Source organism: Bradyrhizobium paxllaeri (assembly GCF_001693515.2).
Lineage (GTDB): Bacteria > Pseudomonadota > Alphaproteobacteria > Rhizobiales > Xanthobacteraceae > Bradyrhizobium > Bradyrhizobium paxllaeri.
Window position 1 is genome coordinate 1,224,816 of record NZ_CP042968.1, and the last position, 16,434, is coordinate 1,241,249.

Annotated in this window: 18 protein-coding genes; 10 read left to right on the forward strand and 8 right to left on the reverse strand. The window is 62.4% G+C overall.

The window, feature by feature from the left end; all coding sequences use genetic code 11:
- Positions 1-5: 5 nt before the first annotated feature.
- Positions 6-1,220 carry an acetate/propionate family kinase gene (locus LMTR21_RS05740; RefSeq protein WP_065755666.1) on the forward strand — a complete coding sequence of 405 codons (1,215 nt, stop codon included), beginning with the start codon at positions 6-8 and terminating at the stop codon, positions 1,218-1,220.
- Positions 1,217-2,008: an enoyl-ACP reductase FabI gene (fabI, locus tag LMTR21_RS05745; RefSeq protein WP_057856154.1), complete on the forward strand. Its 792-nt coding sequence runs from the start codon at positions 1,217-1,219 to the stop codon at positions 2,006-2,008. Before LMTR21_RS05740 ends, fabI begins: the two co-directional genes overlap by 4 nt.
- 6 nt (positions 2,009-2,014) lie before the next feature.
- Here the strand turns inward: fabI and LMTR21_RS05750 are convergent, their stop codons facing one another.
- The 5 genes from LMTR21_RS05750 to LMTR21_RS05770 form a co-directional block, all read right to left on the reverse strand.
- Positions 2,015-2,473 carry a MaoC family dehydratase gene (locus LMTR21_RS05750; protein WP_065755667.1) on the reverse strand — a complete coding sequence of 153 codons (459 nt, stop codon included), beginning with the start codon at positions 2,471-2,473 and terminating at the stop codon, positions 2,015-2,017.
- 22 nt (positions 2,474-2,495) lie between these two features.
- Positions 2,496-3,146: a 3-oxoacid CoA-transferase subunit B gene (locus LMTR21_RS05755; protein ID WP_065755668.1), complete on the reverse strand. Its 651-nt coding sequence runs from the start codon at positions 3,144-3,146 to the stop codon at positions 2,496-2,498.
- A gap of 3 nt (positions 3,147-3,149) precedes the next feature.
- Positions 3,150-3,797 (reverse strand): CoA transferase subunit A, encoded by a 648-nt coding sequence (locus tag LMTR21_RS05760; RefSeq protein WP_065755669.1) that lies wholly within the window; start codon positions 3,795-3,797, stop codon positions 3,150-3,152.
- A 98-nt stretch (positions 3,798-3,895) separates the two neighbouring features.
- On the reverse strand, positions 3,896-4,498 hold the full coding sequence (locus LMTR21_RS05765; protein ID WP_065755670.1) for a hypothetical protein: 603 nt from the start codon (positions 4,496-4,498) through the stop codon (positions 3,896-3,898).
- Positions 4,495-5,421, reverse strand: coding sequence for an alpha/beta fold hydrolase (locus LMTR21_RS05770; RefSeq protein WP_065755671.1), 927 nt, complete (start codon positions 5,419-5,421; stop codon positions 4,495-4,497). Before LMTR21_RS05770 ends, LMTR21_RS05765 begins: the two co-directional genes overlap by 4 nt.
- 128 nt (positions 5,422-5,549) lie before the next feature.
- Between LMTR21_RS05770 and LMTR21_RS05775 the strand changes: the two genes are divergently transcribed.
- The 5 genes from LMTR21_RS05775 to LMTR21_RS05795 all read left to right on the forward strand — a co-directional run bounded on the left by LMTR21_RS05775 (position 5,550) and on the right by LMTR21_RS05795 (position 10,975).
- Positions 5,550-8,039 carry an alpha/beta hydrolase gene (locus tag LMTR21_RS05775; protein ID WP_065755672.1) on the forward strand — a complete coding sequence of 830 codons (2,490 nt, stop codon included), beginning with the start codon at positions 5,550-5,552 and terminating at the stop codon, positions 8,037-8,039.
- 7 nt (positions 8,040-8,046) lie between these two features.
- The gene (locus tag LMTR21_RS05780) at positions 8,047-8,910 is read left to right on the forward strand and encodes an alpha/beta fold hydrolase (protein ID WP_065755673.1); all 864 of its coding nucleotides are present in this window, start codon (positions 8,047-8,049) and stop codon (positions 8,908-8,910) included.
- An 18-nt stretch (positions 8,911-8,928) separates the two neighbouring features.
- Positions 8,929-9,189 (forward strand): hypothetical protein, encoded by a 261-nt coding sequence (locus LMTR21_RS05785; protein WP_141688563.1) that lies wholly within the window; start codon positions 8,929-8,931, stop codon positions 9,187-9,189.
- A gap of 197 nt (positions 9,190-9,386) precedes the next feature.
- The gene (locus LMTR21_RS05790) at positions 9,387-10,517 is read left to right on the forward strand and encodes an AI-2E family transporter (RefSeq protein WP_084030890.1); all 1,131 of its coding nucleotides are present in this window, start codon (positions 9,387-9,389) and stop codon (positions 10,515-10,517) included.
- Positions 10,514-10,975 carry a potassium channel family protein gene (locus LMTR21_RS05795; protein WP_065755675.1) on the forward strand — a complete coding sequence of 154 codons (462 nt, stop codon included), beginning with the start codon at positions 10,514-10,516 and terminating at the stop codon, positions 10,973-10,975. Before LMTR21_RS05790 ends, LMTR21_RS05795 begins: the two co-directional genes overlap by 4 nt.
- Here the strand turns inward: LMTR21_RS05795 and LMTR21_RS05800 are convergent.
- Complete coding sequence (locus LMTR21_RS05800; RefSeq protein ID WP_084030891.1) at positions 10,953-11,636, reverse strand: helix-turn-helix domain-containing protein; 684 nt, start codon at positions 11,634-11,636, stop codon at positions 10,953-10,955. The two genes, LMTR21_RS05795 and LMTR21_RS05800, sit on opposite strands and share 23 nt — an antisense overlap.
- Positions 11,637-11,903: 267 nt before the next feature.
- Here LMTR21_RS05800 and LMTR21_RS05805 point away from each other — a divergent pair, with 267 nt between their 5' ends.
- From LMTR21_RS05805 to LMTR21_RS05815, 3 genes are all read left to right on the forward strand, one after another.
- Positions 11,904-13,736 carry a sensor histidine kinase gene (locus LMTR21_RS05805; RefSeq protein WP_065755676.1) on the forward strand — a complete coding sequence of 611 codons (1,833 nt, stop codon included), beginning with the start codon at positions 11,904-11,906 and terminating at the stop codon, positions 13,734-13,736.
- Between the two features lie 9 nt (positions 13,737-13,745).
- Positions 13,746-14,357, forward strand: coding sequence for a response regulator transcription factor (locus tag LMTR21_RS05810; protein ID WP_065755677.1), 612 nt, complete (start codon positions 13,746-13,748; stop codon positions 14,355-14,357).
- 264 nt (positions 14,358-14,621) lie between these two features.
- A complete protein-coding gene (locus LMTR21_RS05815; protein WP_246175208.1) occupies positions 14,622-14,936 on the forward strand; it encodes a response regulator in 315 nt (104 codons plus the stop codon).
- Between the two features lies 1 nt (position 14,937).
- Here LMTR21_RS05815 and LMTR21_RS05820 read toward each other — a convergent pair whose 3' ends face one another.
- A complete protein-coding gene (locus LMTR21_RS05820; RefSeq protein WP_065755678.1) occupies positions 14,938-15,513 on the reverse strand; it encodes an invasion associated locus B family protein in 576 nt (191 codons plus the stop codon).
- A 6-nt stretch (positions 15,514-15,519) separates the two neighbouring features.
- Positions 15,520-16,386, reverse strand: coding sequence for an alpha/beta hydrolase family protein (locus tag LMTR21_RS05825; protein WP_065755867.1), 867 nt, complete (start codon positions 16,384-16,386; stop codon positions 15,520-15,522).
- Positions 16,387-16,434 lie beyond the last annotated feature (48 nt).

Here is a 16,434-nt window from a genome sequence, read left to right on the forward strand (position 1 = left end):
CCGCCATGGATACGATCCTCGTCGTCAATGCCGGTTCCTCCAGCGTGAAGTTTCAGATCTTCGCGGTCGAAGGCGAGGGCGGGCTGCGGCGCCAGATCAAGGGCCAGATGGACGGCATCGGCAGCCGGCCGCGGCTGCGCGCCAGCGGTCCCAACGGTGATCCGATGGCCGATCGGGCCTATCCGATCGAAGCCGTGGCCGATGTTCCGGCCGCGATGGCGGTGGCAGGTGCGTGGCTGCGCGATGAGCTCAATGTAAATCCCATCGCGGTTGGCCATCGCGTGGTCCATGGCGGACCGGATCATTCGCGACCGGTGCTGATCGATCATGGTGTCGTGGCGCGCCTGGAGCGCTACGTCTCTCTGGCGCCGCTGCACCAGCCGCATAACCTCGCGCCGATCAGGACGCTGCTCGGCAAATTCCCGACATTGCCCCAGGTTGCCTGCTTCGATACCGCGTTTCATCGCGATCATGACGCCCTGGCGGACCATTATGCGATCCCGCATCAGCTTCACACCGAGGGCGTCCGGCGGTATGGCTTCCACGGGCTGTCCTACGAATACATCGCCAAGAGCTTGCCGCAGGTCGCGCCCGATATCGCCGGCGGTCGGGTGATTGTCGCTCACCTCGGAAGCGGCGCCTCGATGTGCGCGATACGGGGCGGAAAGAGCGTCGAGAGCACCATGGGCTTCACCGCGCTCGACGGGCTCGCGATGGGAACTCGCCCGGGCCAGCTCGATCCCGGCGTAGTCCTCTACCTCATCGCGGAAAAGGGCATGTCGGCCGCGAACGTGCAGAATTTCCTTTACCGCGACTGCGGCCTGAAGGGGCTGTCCGGCGTCAGCAACGACATGCGGGAACTGGAGACGAGCGCGGACCCGCGTGCGGCGTTTGCGGTCGACTATTTCGTCTACCGCGTTGGCCTCAACGCCGGCATGCTGGCGGCGGCGCTGCAGGGCCTTGACGCCTTCGTGTTCACGGCCGGGATCGGCGAGAATTCAGTCTCGATCCGCGCCCGTATTGCCGAAAAACTGGCCTGGCTCGGCATTGCGCTCGACCAGGCGGAGAATGCAAAACACGCCACGAAAATATCGAGCTCCGACAGCCGGATTCCCGTCTACGTCGTGCCCACCGACGAAGAGCTGATGATTGCGCAGCACACGCTGGCGCTGCTGATGAATAGACAATCGCCCAACCAGAAACGCGTGAGAGCATCATGAACATCCCGGTTTTTCCCGAGACCAAGGTCGCGCTGAAGGGCAAGAAGGGATTGATCGTCGGCATTGCCAACGATCAATCCATCGCGTGGGGGTGCGCCAAGGCGTTTCGCGCGCTGGGGGCCGATCTCGCAGTCACCTACCTGAACGAAAAGGCGAAGAAGCACGTGGAGCCGCTGGCCAAAGCCCTGGAATCGCCGATCTTCGAGCCGCTCGACGTCATGGTCGAGGGTGAAACCGAGAAGGTGTTCGAACGGATCAAGAAGGAATGGGGACAGCTCGACTTCCTGCTTCATTCCATTGCTTTCTCGCCGAAGGGCGCGCTGCACGGCCGCGTGGTGGATGTCGACCGCGAAGGTTTTCAGAAGACCATGGACGTGTCCTGCTGGTCGTTCCTGCGGATGGCGCATCTGGCCGAACCACTGATGAAGAACGGCGGCACCATCTTCACCATGACCTATTACGGCAGCCAGATGGTGGTGAAGAACTACAACGTCATGGGCGTAGCAAAGGCGGCGCTCGAAGCGGCGGTTCGCTATGTCGCGGCAGAACTCGGCCCGAAGGGCATTCGCGTCCATGCCATCTCGCCGGGACCGCTCGCGACCCGCGCCGCGTCGGGCATTCCCGAGTTCGATGAATTGATGGACAAGGCACAGTCGCAGGCGCCGGCGCGCAGCCTCGTCAGTATCGACGATGTCGGCAGGGCCACCGCATTCCTGGCGCTCGATGGCGCCAAGCTGATCACCGGCAGCGTGCTCTATATCGACGGCGGCTATCACATCATCGATTAGGCCGGCTTAACGGTAATGCAGGCCGATCACTTCGGCGACGCAAGCCGGCCGCTGGCCGCCCTCGATCTCGATCGCGACGCGATAGTGCACCCGCAAACCGTTGGGCGGCACGTCCTCGGCTTCGGCGATGCTCACGCGGCCGCGCAGTTTTGAGCCGGCCGGCACCGGCGCGAGATAGCGGATGCGATCGGCGCCGTAGTTCAGCGTGTTCTTCAGCCCCTTCAGGCCCATCACCTCGCGGATGAACATCGGTGTCAGGCTCAACGACAGCAAGCCATGCGCGATGGTCTTGCCACCAGGCATTTCTTCTTTCGCTCGCTCTTGATCGACGTGAATCCACTGTTCGTCGCACGTTGCTTCCGCAAACTTGTTGATGCGGTCCTGCGTGATCTCGATCCAGTCGCTGACGCCTACCTCCTTGCCGACGGCGGCCCTGAGATCGTCGAATCCGTTGAAGATCTGCATGGTCTCGATCCGCGTTCGCGTTTTAAAGCTTCATCTCCGGCACCTTGTCCGGAATGGCGAGTTCGGCTTCCGTCACCGCGAGCACCTCGGCGACTTTCAGGCCCGGCGCCGTCTCCATGAGCGTAGCCTTGCCGCCAGGGAAGGCGATGACCGCCATATCGGTCACGACAAGATCGACCGGACGTGCCGAGGTCAGCGGCAGATTGCACTCGGCGACGATCTTGGACTTGCCCTTGGCGGCGTGCTGCATGGCAACGATCACGCGTTTGGCGCCGGTCACCAGGTCCATGGCGCCGCCCATGCCCGGCACCATCTTGCCGGGGATCATCCAGTTGGCGAGATGGCCGCCGGCGTCCACCTGCAGGCCGCCGAGCACCGTGATGTCGACATGGCCGCCGCGGATCAGGCCGAACGACATCGCGCTATCGAAGGTGGCCGCGCCCGGCAGCGCACTGATCGGCCTTCCGCCGGCATCGGTCAAAAGCGGATGCGCCATGCCCTGCTCGGGAATGGGGCCGGTGCCGATCAGGCCGTTCTCGGATTGAAAGAAAACATTTAGCCCGGCGGGGACGTAGTTCGCGACCAGCGTCGGAATGCCGATGCCGAGATTGACGAGATTGCCGGACCGAAGCTCCTGCGCCACGCGGCGGGCAATGATGGTTTGTGCATCCATGGGTCACCCGTTCGCGACGAGATAATCCACCAGCGGGCCTGGCGTGACGACATGATCGGGAGCGATGACGCCGACCGGCACGATATGTTCGGCGGTGACGATCACCGTGTCAGCCGCCATCGCCATCACAGGATTGAAGTTGCGGGCGGTGAGGGCATAGGAAAGGTTGCCGACATAGTCGGCGAGGAATGCGTGCACGAGCGCGAAATCGGCGCGCAGCGCCGTCTCGAGCAGGTACGATTTTCCATTCACGTCGATCTTCTGCTTGCCGCCCTCGACGAGGGTGCCGACGCCGGTCGGCGTCAGCACGCCGCCGAGGCCGCAGCCGCCGGCGCGGATGCGTTCGACAAAAGTGCCCTGCGGGATCAGGTCGACGGTGATCTGCTTGCCGAGCATCTGCTGCTGCGCTTTCGGATTGAGCCCGATATGGGTGCCGATCATGTTGGTGACCTGGCCGCCCTCGAACAGCTTGCCGACGCCCTTGCCGGGTACCGCCGCATCGTTGCTGATCAGGGAAAGGCCTGACTTCTTCTGCCGCACCAGCTCGTCGAGCAGGCGTTCCGGCGTGCCGACGCCCATGAAGCCACCGACCATGATGCTTGCGCCGTTGGGGATCATCGCGACGGCTTCTTCGGCGGAGACGGGCTTCATGATCTAACTCCGGCAATCGATCGGAGGCGGAACGGTTGATCGAAGATGTTGCGGCCGGGCCAAGCGGCGACCTTGATCTGGGTCAAGGGTCCGCCCGTTCACGCTTCCGCGTCACCCCGGATGCCGATGCCCTCGAGCAGCTCCGCCCACAGCTTCCCGACCTGGCGATGCCGGCCTTCGACCGCCGCGCTGACGGCGTCGCGCATCGGCCTGAGGTCTTCGCTCTTGAGGAAATGAATCTGTGCCTGAATGAGACGGCTGCTCTCGAATTCGATCCGCCGCAACGCCATCACGAACGGATCCTCCGCGGATGCCTCGACCGGCAGCAGTGCGGCAGGCCGGATTGCGCCGTGCACGGCGTGCCCAAGTGCGGCAATATCGATCGTCATTGCTTGCCTCAGGTCGGCAACGCCGGTTACCGGCTTCGGCAGCCAGGCCGCCTCCCAGGTCAGCGCGTGGAGGGGAAGCGTGAATTCCGGCAACCAGGACGTCGCACGTATCAGCAAGGAGACGATCTCGGTCTCGCGATGAAGCTGCGCGTTCAGCTCGGTTTGCCAGCCGGCCTTGAGCTGGCCGGGCAAGGCGACCGCAAGCTGCCTTGCCAGCGCGCCATGCGCCGAAATCAGGAATGCGGCGATGCGCGTTTGCTGGAGCGGCGGAACGCGGCCGGCGGCATCGAGCGGACCGAGGAACTGGCTCATGGCGCCGCCTTCTGCACCGGGACCGCGCGCAAATGGTCGTAGCCGGCCGGAAACGGGATCATCGCGCCGCCGGGCTCCTCCGGTGCGATCCACACCGTCTTGCTGCCCTGCCAGCGTTTCGCCAGCACGTCTTCGGCGAAGCGCGCCAGCAGATCCGCGGTCAATGCCGCCTTCTCCAGCGTGAAGGCGTGATAGGCGTTCGGGATGATGACGAGCGAGCTGTCGGGAATATTGACGCGCAGCGTTTCGTGCAGCGAGCGCGGAGTGAGAAAATCGAACTCGCCGTTCAGGATCATGGTTGGCGTCCTGATGGACGGAAGAAGCGGCGTCAGAGGCTGGAAATCGAGGAACGACTCCATCAGGTTCTGAAGCGCGTAAACGTCGTTGATCAACCAGCCCTGCCGCTTCACGGCATCGAGATTGCCGAGCAGCGGCTTGAGCCAGGCGTCCGACAGGTTCATCGGCAGCAGCAGGTCCTGCAGATAGGTCGTGCCGCCGAGAATGAGGCCCGTTCGCAGCGCATTGCCTAGCAGCAGGAGTTGCGGCGACAGCTCGGCGAATGCGCTCATCGGGACGAGCCCGGCCAGTCTTTCACCATGCTCGATCGCGTACCGCAGCGCAATCAGCCCGCCAAAACTGATGCCGCTCAGGAAAATCGGGCCATCGCCGAGTTCGCCGATCAGGAGCCGAAGCGCTTCGACCTGATCGCCCTGGCTGATGAAAAGCTCTGGCTTGTCGGAAGCGCCCTGGCCGAGAAGGTCGAACGTTGCGACGCGGAATCCTCTGGCCGTCAGTGCGTCGCGGTAAGCGGCCCACAGCTCCGAATATTGCGTCAGCCCGTTGACCAACACATAGGCGGGGGCGCCCTGCGGGCCATCGAGCTCGTAACGGATGCGGTGCGAGCCATGCGCCAGAAACGGCATTCGATTCACTTTGACGATATCGAGCCGCAACCCTGAGGCGCGCTGCCGCGTCAGCCCTTGAGATAGATCAACACTTGGTGAGGTGCCCAGTCGGAAGTTTACGGAAAACCTGTCCAGGGAGGCTTTCCATGAGGCGATTTTTCATCGGTCTGCTGTTGCTGACGGTGAGCGCGTCGCTGGCGACCGCGCAGCCGTTTACGCGACGATCCTCGCAGGTACAGCACGATGGCTTGAAGCAGTATTACGAGATTGCAAATTTCAAGCTCGGCGGCAAATACGACCTCGCCAATCCTTCGAAATGGGAGAATGGCGGCGAGGGCGGCGTCACGCTGGAGTCGCTCGGTGGCGGCAAGCTGCGCACGGCTTACATCGCGGTCGGCACTCCGCGGCGCAACGCCGCCGGCGAGATCACCAACGCGGTGGTCATCAACTCCTATTACTCCGGCGACTCCACCGACATGTACGAGCAGTGGGTCAAGGGCGCCGCGCTCTCGGGCAGCGTACCGATCATTGGCCCGGGCCGGCCGATCGACACCGACCGCTACTACGTCGTGATGGTCGACCCGCTCGGCACCTGGGGCGCGAGCAAGCCATCGGATGGGCTCGGCGTAAAATTCCCGCAATACAGCTATTATGACATGGTGCAGGCCAATTACCGGATGCTGCGCGACCATTTGAAAGTGGCGAAGGTGGCGCTTGCCGCTGGCGTCTCGATGGGCGGCACGCAAACCTATGTCTGGGGCGTGATGCATCCGGAATATGTCAGCGCGATAATGCCGATCGGCGGCACCGCGCAATCCGATGCAGAGGATCCCGTCGGTAACTGGACCTTCCAGCTGATGACGGCCGCAATCGAGTCCGATCCGGTCTGGCAACAGACCAAAGGCGATTACTACAAGATGCCCAAGGAAAAGCACCCGCTGATGGGCATGGCTTTCGGGTGGTCGGTGCTCGGTTTGACCGGCTATGATTTCGGGTATCGGACAACCCAGGCCTTCACCTCGGTGCAGCCCGAAATCTTCTATTGGGATCCGCCGAACGAGAAGGCTGGCCTCAATGTGATCAACCGTTCGAAGCTATATGATGCGGTCGATCTGGTCTGGCGCAACCGCGTCGGCGAAACCCACAATCTCAACCCATATTTGGGTCGTATCCAGTCGCGCACCCTGGTGATGCACATCACCAACGACCTCTGGCTCAACTTCAAGCTGGCGGAGCGCTCCGTCGAACGTATCCCCGGCGCTGATCTGATCGCCGAGGAGAGCCCGGTCGCGCATTACGGCGTGTTTTCGATCATCAACCACCGAAAGAACGATCCGAAGTTCGTGTCGTTCATGGATGACGTTGCCAGCCTCGACAAGGCGCAGCAGTTCGTCGACAAGAACTACCGCGTGCCTGGCGTGGCCTCCGACATCGATCCCAAGAAGTCGTTCTGGAAGGATTTTGTCACCTATCCCTATCCGGTAAAATACGCCAACGCCAAGGATGCCAAGGGCACCACCTACCAAATTGGCTACATGGATGAGTACAACGGCACCGACAAGGATCCGAAGGTGCTGGTCATCATCCATGGCAAGGGCGCGTTCGCCGGCCATTACGGCAACGTCATGCAGTACGCGCTGCGCAGCGGCCTGCGCGTGATCGCACCCGACCTGCCGCATTACGGCATGTCTGGTCCGGGCAATCTCGACAAGAGCCCGGCGCGCACCATGCAGGACTTGCGCGAGGTGGTCTATGACCTCGTGGTCAACCAGCTCAAGGTCAAGCAGGCAACTTATCTGGGCCACTCGCTGGGGGGCCAGGTTATTCTGGGCTATGCGCTAACATACCCGGATGCGGTGAATAGCCTGGTACTCGAAGCGCCTGCTGGCCTTGAGGAGTATCCGCGCGAGGTAACAGTCGCGCCGGGCAAAAAGGCAAAGCTGTTTGACGCTGCCCTCGCGCGGGACTTCGACAAGTGGAAGGAGGTCTGGGGACCGACCCAGGTGCTCTCGAACGAAATCGCCCGTCCCGAGCAGAACATCCGCGAGTTCTTCTATTTCAAGAAGCGCGATCCTGTCACCGGCGTGGTCGGCCGGAGCAAGAGCGGCTACTTCATGAACGACAGCGAGTATGCGCGGTTGCATACCGAGCAGCGCGTCGGCCTGATCAAGGGCAATCCGAAGGAGCTGGAGCAGTGGGCCAATGTCTACATTTTCGACATCTACACCATGGTGTCGGAGCTGCAGCAGGATGACCCGAAGAATCTCTACCGGCGGCTGACCGAGATCAAGGCGCCGATCTTCCTCGCCTTCGGCGACAAGGAGCCCTTCATTCCCGGTACCGCATTCAACGGGCTGAAGGACCTCGGCCGCGACATCATCACGCCCTTCATGACGAAGATGACGCGCGCCAACAACCGGCCGATCCTGAAGATCTATCCCGACACCGGGCACTTCATCCATACCGACAATCCGGTGGAGTTCGCGGCTGACGTCACCGACTTCGTGTCCACGGGCAATCTCGATACCAGCTCGCCGATCGAGACCGACCGTCTGATCCGTGGTGTGGTGGTCTCGGCGATACCGGAGGCACCGACTCCCGACGGACCGAATCCGACGGCGGGTCTCAATAAGTAGGTTGCCGATGCCGCTTGTGCGTGCGGGAGAGATCAGCCTCGGCTGGCGGGAATGGGCGAAGGGCGACACGACCGTCGTCTTCATCCATGGCAATCTCGCCAGCAAGGACTGGATTGAACTCGCCGCGCCCCTGTTTCCAAGGGGCCTGCGGGTCATCGGGATCGACTGGCGCGGCTGCGGCGAAAGCGACAGGCCGCCGCATACGGCAGGATACGCGAACTATTCCATGCAGCAGCATGCGCTCGACATGCTGGCGGCGCTGGATGAGCTGGACATTTCCTTCTGTCATCTGGCGACGCACTCAACCGGCGGCATCATTGCCGCGCGGATGTTGCTGATGCAGCCGCAGCGCTTCGGCCGGGTATTCGCGCTCGACCCCGTGACGCCGCTCGGCATGTCGTTCAATGCCGAGCAACTCGATCTCTTCCGAGCCATGATGTCGAGCAGGGAGGTGACGCGCGCGGTCATGGCGACGGCGGCGGTATCTCTGTTCGAGCCCGAAAGCCTCGCGCCGAATGCGATGCCGCGGTTTCGGGCAGGGTTGGAAGAGGTCGAGAAGCTGTATGAGCGAATCCTGGAACAGACATTCGGCGTGTCGGAGGGTATCTGGATCGGCACGCCGGTCAATTTGACCCTCGAGCGGAAAAGCGGCGAACTGCAACGGCGGATGCCAGAACTCAGGCATCCTCACCTGGTGCTCTGGGGCGAGCGGGACGGCTGGATAGCTCCGGCCGACCTGAGCGCGATGGCGGAAGCGATGCCGGCCTGCCGGCTCGTGGCAGTGCCCGGCATCGGGCATTCCATGAATCTCGAATCGCCGGCCCTGTATGCCGGCTATTTCGGCGCATGGTTCGGCGGCCTCAAGGCCTAGCCGGCGTCCGGATTAACGATGCCGTTGAGCGACCGCTGCAGGGTGGTGGCCAAAAAGCCCCATTGCGCGCGCCACGCCAGCCCCGAGGCCGCGCTGATGACGCTGAACTTACTCAAACACTACGAAAACAGTGCGAAAGCCAATGCTGCGGTGGAGGTCAATGCCGCGCAGATCGCGCCTGCCGCAAAGATCAGTTCTCGGTACTGCCTCGTCCAAGGGGCCCCTCTACGCATCACTGCAACTCCGCTGGGGGTAGGGCATCATCTTCCCCAATCGTGAAATCGGCAAATCACAAGCTCGCGTTGAGCGGTATTGGCTTGTTGGGCTGACCTATGGGTGTACCTCCCATGGATGTACCTTGGGCCCAGTGGCCATCCGTTACCGGAAGGCTGCCTGCCTCCCCGGGTTGATCTGAGTCAAACCGTACCCATGCAGAAGGCGGAATTCTCGCTGTCGGCAGACACGAGGGGCACGGCTTGCGAACCATCCGACAACTCCTCGCAGGCGAGGATGAAATCCAGCTGGCGGTCCGGCTCGCGCTCCTTGCGCTCTTGATCTACTGGTCGTTCGTCGTGATCCGGCCGTTCGTGCCGATCCTCGCCTGGAGCGTGGTTCTTGCCGTTGCGCTCTATCCTGTCTTCAGCTGGCTCTCCGGCCTGCTCGGCAACCGCCCCAGGCTTGCGGCAACCCTGCTGACCCTCGTCAATTTCGGCATCGTCATCGGTCCTGCGACCTGGCTCGGGCTCGGTGCGGTCGAGGGGCTGCGCGGTTTTGCGGCGCAGCTCAGTGCCGGCACGCTCGCCGCGCCGTCGCCGCCCGCGGGCGTCAAGGAGTGGCCGATCATCGGCGCGCAGCTCTACGCTCTGTGGGAGCAGGCATCGACCAATCTGCGCACGGCGATGCGGGAACTGGCGCCGCACCTGAAACCGCTGGCCGGAACGATGCTCGGCCTTGCCGGCGGCGCCGGCATCGGGACCCTCAAGTTCCTCGTCGCAGTGGCGCTGACCGGCTTCCTGTTGCCGGCCGGCCCCCGGCTGGTCGCGGCAAGCAACCGCTTCCTGGCGCGCGTCGTGGCCGAGCGCAGTGAGAATTTTCTGGTGCTGGCGGGCGCCACCATCCGCTCGGTGGCGCAGGGCGTGATTGGTATTGCGGTCGCGCAGGGGCTGGTGATCGGGATCATCCTGAAGCTGGCCGATGTACCGAAGGCAGGACTGCTGGCCTTCGCCGTGATGATACTAGGCATCCTGCAGATCGGCTCGGCGGTGATCGTGATTCCCGTCCTTATCTGGATCTGGGCGACCAAGCCTCTAGTGGTGGCGCTGCTGATCACGCTTTGCCTTGTGCCGGCCTCGCTCGCCGACAACGTGCTGAAGCCCATCGTGATGGGACGCGGACTGACGACGCCCGCGCTCGTCATCTTCCTCGGCGTCATCGGTGGCACGCTGGCACACGGCATCGTCGGCCTGTTCATCGGGCCAATCATCCTGGCGGTCGCATGGGAATTGCTCACAGCGTGGGTGCGCGAGGACGGTGCGACGGAGGTGCCGGCTGACACCGAGGCGGCAGCTCAAAAAAGTGCCGTACAGGGAATTGGAAAAGCGCGATGATGATCCAGCTCCTGGTCGGCTCGTGCGTCAGCATCATCAACATCATCATTCATGCGTTGGCGACAGTCGCCGCCGTCAGCATCGCCCGCTGGACCGGGCTCAATGACACACGGCGTCCGCGCCTCTTTCTGATGGGTGTCATGGTCGCGACCGTGCTGATGCTTATGCTGGCGCACACGATCGAGATCGTCGTCTGGTCGCTGTCCTACGCCGCGGTCGGCGCGGCACCTGAAGGCAGCGATCTCCTGTATTTCGCGTTCGTCAACTACACGACGCTCGGCTATGGCGACGTCATACCGGTCAAGGAATGGCGGCTGTTCGGCCCGATGGCTGCGATGAACGGCATCCTGATGTTCGGATGGTCCACCGCGGTGCTGTTCGAGGTTCTGCTCAGGACGATCGAGCATCTCGGCCCGAATGCGTTAGGGAAGGCCTTCAGTGCTGGAGATCGTAGCTAGCGAGCTTGTCCCGGTCGCGCAGCACGATTTGCCGCTGGTTGTTGCCGATGAAATTGAGAATGCCGAGATCGTGCAGCCGCGACAGCGCGCGTGATACCGTTTCCAGCGTCAGCCCGAGATAGTCGGCGATGTCGCGCCGGCACATCGGCAGCGCAAGAATGCCCGCCGCCGTCGACCGGTGGTCCATCTCGATCAAGAAGGCCGCAACGCGCTCCAGCGAGGTTTTGCGTCCCAGCAGTAGCATGTGATCTTCGGCGTGTCGGAGATTGCTGGTCGTCATGCTGAGCAGATTGTGGGCGACTTTCGCGTCGTTCTCGGCCACCAGTTCGAGGCTGCGTCGCTTCAGCAGGCGAACGGTGGTGTCGACGATCGCCTCGGCGGTAAAGCGATGCTCCGTCCCGATCTCGAGCCCGAAGATATCGCCGACGAGGTGGAAGGCGCCGATCTGACGGCGACCATCGGAGAGCAGCTTGTAGCTCCGCACGGCGCCGGCCGCGACCTGGTAGACATAGTCGGCCGGCTCCTTCTCGCCGAAGATTTCGGCGCCCTTCTTGTAGCTGAATTCGTTCAAATTGATTCTGATCGGCGCCCCACCTTTGGGGTCATACTCTCCAAAGATGCCGGGGAATTCAGCAAAGCTGGTGCTGACGCGGGCAAACATGGACCATCTCCTTGCTAAAACGACACAAGCGCTCGGGTGGTGGTCTCGATTTTTCGCGTTCTGGAATGCGACGCCGCTGTCGCATTTGGCGAAAACCGTTTCACAAGGCGGCCATTCTCGCGATCACCGGTCCGCGGTCCATTGTCCCTGAGGACAGGTCGGATGCGTCAACATGGCTGCCACGGATACGGTATTCTGTGACGGCACACGGGGTGTTCGCGGCCGCTGCCGGATGCTAGTTTTACCCGAGATTCTTTCAGGGGCATCATGGTTAGGATCTGTGGGTGGATTATCGGGCTGCTTGCTTTACTGGCGCCGATCTGCGTTTCGGCACAGCCGGCGCGGCCGCATTCCGTCCTCGTGCTCGACCAGTCGGATTTGCGCGGACCGTTCCACTATCAGCTCTGGTCGGGGCTGCGCGGGGTGCTCGATGCCCGCGCCGGTGTGCGCGTGACGATCTACGGCGAGAACCTCGATCTGCCCCGCTTCGGCGGCGCTGTCTATACGGAAAGCCTGAAGCGGCACCTCAAGGAAAAATACCGGGACAGGCCGATCGATGTCATCGTGTCAATGGGCAGGGGAATGCTTGAGCACACGTTGAGCTGGCGCGCAGAATTGTGGCCGGACACGCCTATCGTATTCGCCATGCTGGACGAGAGGGATCTTGCGAAGCTCGAGCAGCAATCGAACGTAACGGGGGTCATCCTCAAGAATTCCATGGCGGGTGCCATCAAAGCCGCACGGGCTGTGGTGCCTGATCTCGACACCGTTGCCCTGGTGGGAGATGCCTGGGAGCGGCAGGCTCTGTTCAGTCACTGGTCTGAGGAAATTCCCGCCGCAACATCCGGCCTGAACGTGATCGATATCGTTGGGCAGAAGATGTCCGACATCCGCAAACGCGTTGCCGAATTGCCGGAGCGGAGCGCCATTATCTATACGGGCGTGTTCTCGGACGGCGAGGGCACATTCTATCCCGCGGCGACAGCGTTCGGGATGATTGCCGAAAAGGCTAACCGCCCCATCATCGTCGGCGCAGAACCGCTGCTGGCCATGGGTGGGATCGGTGGATACGTCCTGCTCGCGACGGAGATCGGCACGGAGGCCGCGAAAATCGCGCTGCGCATTCTCAACGGCGAACGGGCCGGAGATATTCCGCCGGCTCGCGCCGGCGTGAAGCCGCTCTTCAGCTGGCCGCAGATGCAGCGCTGGAACGTCAGCGAATCCAGCCTGCCCGAAGGCAGCGAAGTTCGCTTCCGCGAGCAGACGTTCCTGGAGAGATATCGCTGGCAGAGCATGGCTGTTGTGGCGGCGCTATTGCTCCAGGCGGGGCTGATCACGTTTCTGCTGCATGAGCGGCACTTGCGGCACGATGCCGAAGTGGAATCGCGCAATCGGATGTCCGAACTCGCTCACGTCAATCGGAATGCGACCGCCGGCGAATTGTCCTCGTCGATCGCGCACGAGCTCAATCAGCCGCTGGGCTCGATCCTGACCAACGCCGAGACCGCCGAATTGATCCTGAGGTCGGATAACCCCGATCTGGAAGAGGTCAGGGAAATCCTTGCCGACATCAAACGCGACGATCAGCGCGCCGGTGAGGTGATCCGCCGGCTGCGCGCCTTCCTGAAGCGCACGCCGTTCGAAACACGGGAGGTCGACCTCAACGAAATCATGAACGAGGCGTTCAAGTTCCTTTCGGTGCAAGCTTCGGGCCGCAACGTCGCGCTCTACCTGCAGACCGCGCCGGGCGAGTTGCGGATCAACGGCGATCCGATTCAGCTGCAGCAAGTCATCCTGAATTTGGTCGTGAACAGCATGGATGCCATGTCCGCGATTCCCTACGGTCGCACCGTGATAGGTCGCACGGAATTGAACGGCGGATCCGCGGTCGAGATTTCGATTTCCGATTCCGGTCCGGGCATCCCGTCCGACAAGCTTAGCCAGGTGTTCGACCCGTTCTTCACCACCAAGGATCAGGGCATGGGGATTGGACTTTCCATTGCGCGCAGCATCATCCTGGCCCACAAGGGAAATATCTGGGCCGAGAACCAAACCGGCGGCGGCGCGACATTTCATTTCACGCTTCCTTTGGCGGCATAGGAGGTGAGGTTGCAGGGTCACGTTCACGTCGTCGATGACGATGCTTCGTTCCGGACCGCGATCGAGCGTCGCCTGAAACTCGCCGGCTATCAGGTCGCGACCTATCCGTCGGCGCAGCAACTGCTCGATTGCCTGCCGGACGATAGCGAGCCCGGCTGCATCCTGCTCGACGTGCACATCCCCGGCCTGAGCGGCCCTGAATTGCAGGGACGCCTCAACGAACTCGGCCTGACCCTGCCGATCGTGTTCCTGACCGGGCATGCCGACACGCCGACGACGGTGCGGACCATCAAGGCTGGCGCGGAAGACTTCCTCACCAAGCCTGTGGAATCAGAACAACTGCTCGGCGCCATTGCGCGGGCGATGGCGCGTCATGCCACCGTGCGCGACGAACGGTCCAGGCTGGGGGAGGTGCGGGCGCTGGCGGCGGAACTGACGCCGCGCGAGCAGCAGGTGTTCGGCCTCGTTGTGCGCGGCAAGCTGAACAAGCAAATCGCCCATGAGCTCGGCACGACAGAGCGTACCATCAAGGCGCATCGTCATCAGGTGATGGAAAAAATGAAGACGCGGTCTTTGGCCGAACTGGTGACGCTGGCCGAACGACTCGGCATGCTTGGTTGATACACGCCAAGACTGTACTTGTCCGGAAGTACAGGGTGAAGATTTACCGACAGAGAGTATGCTGACCAGCATACGAGAGCGCCTTTGGGATCTCGTGGTCGATAAAAGTGGACCAGGTGAGGAACCCTCGTCCAATCCAAAGGTTACTCGGGCTGCCCCTTGAGGCCATGCCGATGAAAGTTCCCGAATAACTGAAGGCGGAGCACCTTGTTGCATCGCAAAGCCGTCTTTGTCGTTGATGATGACCCCTCGATGCTGAAGGGTATGCGCCGGCTGCTCGGGCGGCATGGCTTTGAAGCTGTGCCGTTCGAAACAGCGAGTGCGCTAAAAAATCATGACAATTTCGATGCGGCGTTCTGCCTCGTGCTCGATATCAATCTGAGCGACGGATCGGGCATCGAGTTGCGTCATCAATTGGCGGAATCGGGCGTGAACGTGCCGGTCATCTACATCACCGGCAACGACAGCGACGCCACGCGCATGGCCGCCATGGCCTCCGGATGCATCGCTTATCTGACAAAGCCGTTTACCGCGCAGTCGCTGATCGAGCCGATCGAGCGGGCGGCGGCTCTCGCGTAGCTCATTCGTCGATCTTCTGCTCGAAGACTTTTTCCGGCGCGCCGTTGCGAACGGCGGCAAACTTGTCGAGCGGCAACGAGGTGGTGACCTCGAGCAAGTTCGTGTCGACGACCTCCACCGTCAGGCTCTTGCCCCTCTCCAACTCGCCAAGCAAAGCAGGGCTGGCGACGTCGCCGGCGATGCAGGTGTTGGTGAGGCACCAGGTGTAGGGAATTTTGTGTTCCGGCCCCTTGTCCACACTGAGCTTGACGCCGGGCGGCATGTATAGCCCGACCGGCAGGAACAGCTGCAGCCGTGCCGTGCTGTCGTTCTCGCGCTCGGTCACATAGACGCGCACCGCCGTCTGGCCGGTCTCGAAGGTGCCGCTGATGGCGGTGCGGCAGACTGTCTGTGCGCCGCCCGGCTTGAAGCAGACCTTTTGCCACTCACCATACCTGATGCTACGGGCCTCGCGCTGGCCGCGCAGGGCGAATTCGTCTGCCGCGGGCTTTGCCGATTGTTGCGCGAATGTCGGTTCATTCGCCGCCAGGACGATTGCAATGCCGAAGCATAGAGATAGCCTCGCTGAATGTCGCATGGTTGCTCACCTGTGCTTGTCGAGAAAAGCGCCGACTATTGGCGACCAGATCGCGACGGCGTCCGGCGAGCCGACGAAGAAGTGCCCATCGCCGCCATGAGGCGGAAACAGATGGTACTCCGCATTACCGCCTGCGGCGGTGAAAGCCGCATGCATTCGCTTCGACAACTCCGGTCCGAAAAAGGTGTCGTTCTCGATGTACAGCCACAGCATCGGCACCCGCGACGTACGGCCGAAGTTGCCCGCTGCTTCCACCAGCAGGTCCGGTGCGCAATTGTTATGCGGCTTTCCGTCGACGCGGCCGCCCCGTCCTGCGGCGAAGGTGATGATCGCCTTGACCGGCGGAGGATTAGCGCTCGACAAGGCGATCGAGCCCCAGCCGCCTGCGGACTGGCCAATGACAATGACGTTGCCGGGGACAATCCGCTTCAGCTCGGTCATGTACTCGATGATCCAGAGATTGAGCTGGGCGGCTGCGAGCCCCGCATCGCGGAAATTGGGATTGCTGCACTTGCCGATCTTCGAGAAGAACACAGTGAAGATTCCGGCCTCCGGTATGTCGAGAGCCGTCGCGCCGTAACCGGGGCCGGACGGCGCCACCACCATGTAGCCGCGCCGTGCGAACCACATCGCCGCATCGCGGAATTCGACCAGCGGAAAGAAGCTGCGCTGCTTGGGATCGAGCGATACGCCGTGGTTCATGATGGCGAGCGGGAAGGGGCCGTCGCCGACCGGGCGCACCACATAGGCGATGGTCGGAACGGGCAGGGGCAGTGCCCACACCTCTTCCTGCAATTGCGGTTCATCGGCTGCGGTCGCCAATGACGCTGTCATGACGCTTGCGGCGATGATCAGCAGGCGTAGCAGGCGCATGCCTTGCATCCAGGTTCGGGGCCCTTCCGAAGTCTTGTTGGCCCGCAG